The organism is Pseudomonas sp., assembly GCF_037994325.1.
GTDB lineage: Bacteria > Pseudomonadota > Gammaproteobacteria > Pseudomonadales > Pseudomonadaceae > Aquipseudomonas.
Map to the genome: position 1 here is coordinate 1 of NZ_JBBNAH010000578.1, position 3,169 is coordinate 3,169.

General features: G+C 61.9%; 3 protein-coding genes. 2 read left to right on the forward strand and 1 reads right to left on the reverse strand.

Annotation, left to right across the window (positions count from 1 at the left end; genetic code table 11):
• Window positions 1-111: 111 nt before the first annotated feature.
• Window positions 112-1,206 (forward strand): cell division protein ZapE, encoded by a 1,095-nt coding sequence (gene zapE / locus AAAB16_RS19410; protein ID WP_340664808.1) that lies wholly within the window; start codon window positions 112-114, stop codon window positions 1,204-1,206.
• A gap of 108 nt (window positions 1,207-1,314) precedes the next feature.
• Here the strand turns inward: zapE and AAAB16_RS19415 are convergent, their stop codons facing one another.
• Window positions 1,315-2,163, reverse strand: coding sequence for an SDR family NAD(P)-dependent oxidoreductase (locus AAAB16_RS19415; RefSeq protein WP_340664806.1), 849 nt, complete (start codon window positions 2,161-2,163; stop codon window positions 1,315-1,317).
• A gap of 184 nt (window positions 2,164-2,347) precedes the next feature.
• Between AAAB16_RS19415 and AAAB16_RS19420 the strand changes: the two genes are divergently transcribed.
• Window positions 2,348-3,124 (forward strand): ferredoxin--NADP reductase, encoded by a 777-nt coding sequence (locus AAAB16_RS19420; RefSeq protein ID WP_340664807.1) that lies wholly within the window; start codon window positions 2,348-2,350, stop codon window positions 3,122-3,124.
• The last annotated feature ends 45 nt before the right edge of the window (window positions 3,125-3,169 follow it).

Consider the following 3,169-nt stretch of genomic DNA (forward strand, 5'->3'; position numbering starts at 1 on the left):
GTAGGGTGTGCTGTGCGCACCACGGCGTTTACCGGTATATGCCCTGGTGCGCACAGCACACCCTACGGGTTTGGCGTTATGCTCGCGGCTTACTTTTTGTTGGGGCTGTGCATGGTTACCCCGCTACAACCCCTGGCCGCTTACCAGTACGCCGTTGAGCACAACGGCTTTTTCCCCGACGCCGCGCAACAGCACGCCGCCGAAGCCTTGCAGCATTGCCATGACACGCTGGCCAAGGGTGTCTACCTCTGGGGCCCGGTCGGTCGGGGCAAAACCTGGCTGATGGACTGCTTCTACCAAAGCCTGCACGTGCCTGCGCGGCGCCAGCATTTCCATCACTTTATGCAGTGGGTGCACAAGCGCCTGTTCCAGCTCACCGGCACGCCCGATCCGTTGCGCGCTCTGGCGGTGGAGTTGGGGCAGGAGCTGCGGGTGCTGTGTTTCGATGAGTTGTTTGTTAACGATATTGGCGACGCGATCATCCTCGGTAACCTGTTCACCCTGATGTTTGAACAGGGTGTGGTGCTGGTCGCCACCTCCAACCAGCCGCCGCACCAGCTATATGCCGACGGCTTTAACCGCGAGCGTTTTTTGCCGGCGATCGCCGCCATTGAAGCGCATATGCAGGTGGTGGCCATTGATGGCGGTGAGGACCACCGCTTGCACCCTGGCGAGGCCACGCAGCGCTATTGGGCCAGTGCCGACGGTGCACCGTTAGCGGCGGTATTTGCCGAATTAAGTACGGGGCAGGCGGTGCAGCACGGCGAATTGGCAGTGGGAAATCGCCGCCTGGAAACTGAGGCCTTCGCCGATTCCGTGCTGTGGTGCCGCTTTAGCGAACTGTGCGAAAAGCCTTTTGCCGCGCCGGACTTTATCGCCCTGTGCGACCGCTTTAGCGCCATTTTGCTGGGGGAAGTGCCCAACCTGAGTGGCCAACAACGCGTCGCAAAAATCGCCCGGGGCACTGAAGACGGTGCGCAGTTGGTGGCGGCGGGGGATCGGCAGTTGCCGGCGCTATCGGCCAGCGACGACAGCGTGCGGCGCTTTATCGCCTTGGTCGACGAATGCTACGACCGCCGTGTGCCGCTCTATCTGCACGCCGAAGTGGCCCTGGAGGCGCTGTATACCGAGGGCTACCTGGCCTTTGCCTTTCGCCGCACCTTGAGCCGGTTGCAGGAGATGCAGTTGCAGCGGTTTGGGCAATGACGGTGCGTGCTCCGCGATTCAGGCCCCCGCCTGCGCGGGGGCGATGCTGTTAACCGGGACATTCACCGTCATTCCCGCGCAGGCGGCAATCCAGATTTTTCCGGCAAATTAGCTGCTGCGAATATTGCTTGGGTCCAGCGAGCCTCCGCTTTCACGTTGCGCGGCTAAGCGTGCACCTTCCTGGGCGGTCAGGGTGTACAGCTGCTCCGGGTTGGCCACGCGCAGTTTCAACGCCATGGCTTCAATGCCTTCGGCAACTGGAATCTCCCGCTGCCGCTCGGCCAGGCCGGCGAGAATCTGTGCGGCGGCCACCGTCACGTCCATACCGTTTTCAATATTCGGGTCGGATTGCCCACGGGCGCTGCCATCGCTGGACAGCGCGTTGATGGCGATGGCGGTATGCACCGAGCCCGGCAAAATCACGCTAACGGCAATGCCATAGGCCTGTTCAACCTCAGCGCGAATGGCGTCGAAGTAACCGATCACCGCATGCTTAGCGCCGCAGTAACCACTGCGCAGCGGCGTGCCGACTTTGCCCGCTACCGAGCTAACCACCGCCAAGTGCCCGCTTCTGCGCGAGACCATTTTCGGCAGCAGCAATTGGGTCAGGGCCAGGGGCGCCATATAGTCCACTTCGATCAGTTGTCGGTACACCTCAAGATGGGTGTCCAACGCCAGGCTGCGTTGGCTGATGCCGGCGTTATTGATCAGTAAATCCACCTGGCCGCTCCAGGCCCAGGCGCGTTCGACCACATCTGGCAGGGCGGCGTAGTCAGTGCTTTCAAACGGTAATACCAGGCAGCGTTCGGGGGCTTGGGCCGCGACGCGGTTGAGTTCTTCAACCCGGCGCCCGGACAAAATCACCTTGGCGCCCTGCTGCAAAAAGGCGGCGGCCAAGGCTTCGCCAATGCCTGATGAGGCGCCGGTAATCCAGATGGTTTGGCGTGCGAATGACATGGGTGTCTCCTTTGTTTTTATTCTGTGATATAGGCGGCCAACACTCCGCCGATTGGCGAGGTGCGTCCATGGCTTACGCGGCCAATGTCTTGGCCGCACCGGCTAAGCCCCTATTGTTTGCGGGTATTGCCCGCCGCCACTTTGCGCGACACTGCGCCTTCGGCTTGATCAGGAACCTGTGTGTATGACCGCTAGCGAAGACAAGTTCACCCGCGAAACCCTGCTGGAGGTGCGGCCGTGGTCGCCCACCCTGTTTAGCCTGCGCACCACCCGTGACGCCGGCTTTCGCTTTCGCGCTGGGCAGTTTGCCCGCCTGGGGGTGCAGAAGGCCGATGGCAGCGTGGTGTGGCGTGCCTACTCGATGCTGTCGGCGCCCCATGACGAGCACCTGGAGTTCTTTTCCATTGTGGTGCCCGGCGGTGAGTTCACCAGCGAGCTGAGTCGCTTGCAGGTGGGTGATGAGTTGCTGGTGGAGCGCCAAGCGATTGGGTATCTGACCCTGGATCGCTTTGTCGACGGCCGCGACCTTTGGTTGGTCGGCACCGGCACCGGCTTGGCGCCGTTTCTCTCCATCCTGCAGGACTTTGAGGTCTGGCAGCGCTTTGAGCGGGTGGTGTTGGTCTACAGCGCGCGCACCGCTACCGAACTGGCCTACCAAGACCTGATCGCCGAGCTGATGCAGCGCGAATACCTGGCCGAATACGCCGACAAGTTTGTTTACGTGCCCATCGTTACCCGTGAACAAGTACCCGGCGCGTTGCATGGGCGGGTGACCGGGCTGATTGAGTCGGGCGAACTGGAGCGGGCCACCGGGCTGCAGCTGTCCCCCGAGTTTTCTCGGGTAATGCTCTGTGGCAATCCACAGATGATTGAAGACTGCCGCGCGGTGCTGAAAACACGCGATATGCAGCTGAGTTTGACCCGGCGGCCAGGGGCGGTGGCGGTGGAGAATTATTGGTAGGTAACCCTGGCGAACCGCGCCCCTGGGTCCCGCCTACGCGGGGAC

Excerpts from the sequence above, each read along its gene's own strand:
- AAAB16_RS19415 (WP_340664806.1), bottom strand. The coding sequence starts at position 2,163 with ATGTCATTCGCACGCCAAACCATCTGGATTACCGGCGCCTCATCAGGC.
- AAAB16_RS19420 (WP_340664807.1), top strand. The coding sequence starts at position 2,348 with ATGACCGCTAGCGAAGACAAGTTCACCCGCGAAACCCTGCTGGAGGTG.
- zapE (WP_340664808.1), top strand. The coding sequence starts at position 112 with ATGGTTACCCCGCTACAACCCCTGGCCGCTTACCAGTACGCCGTTGAG.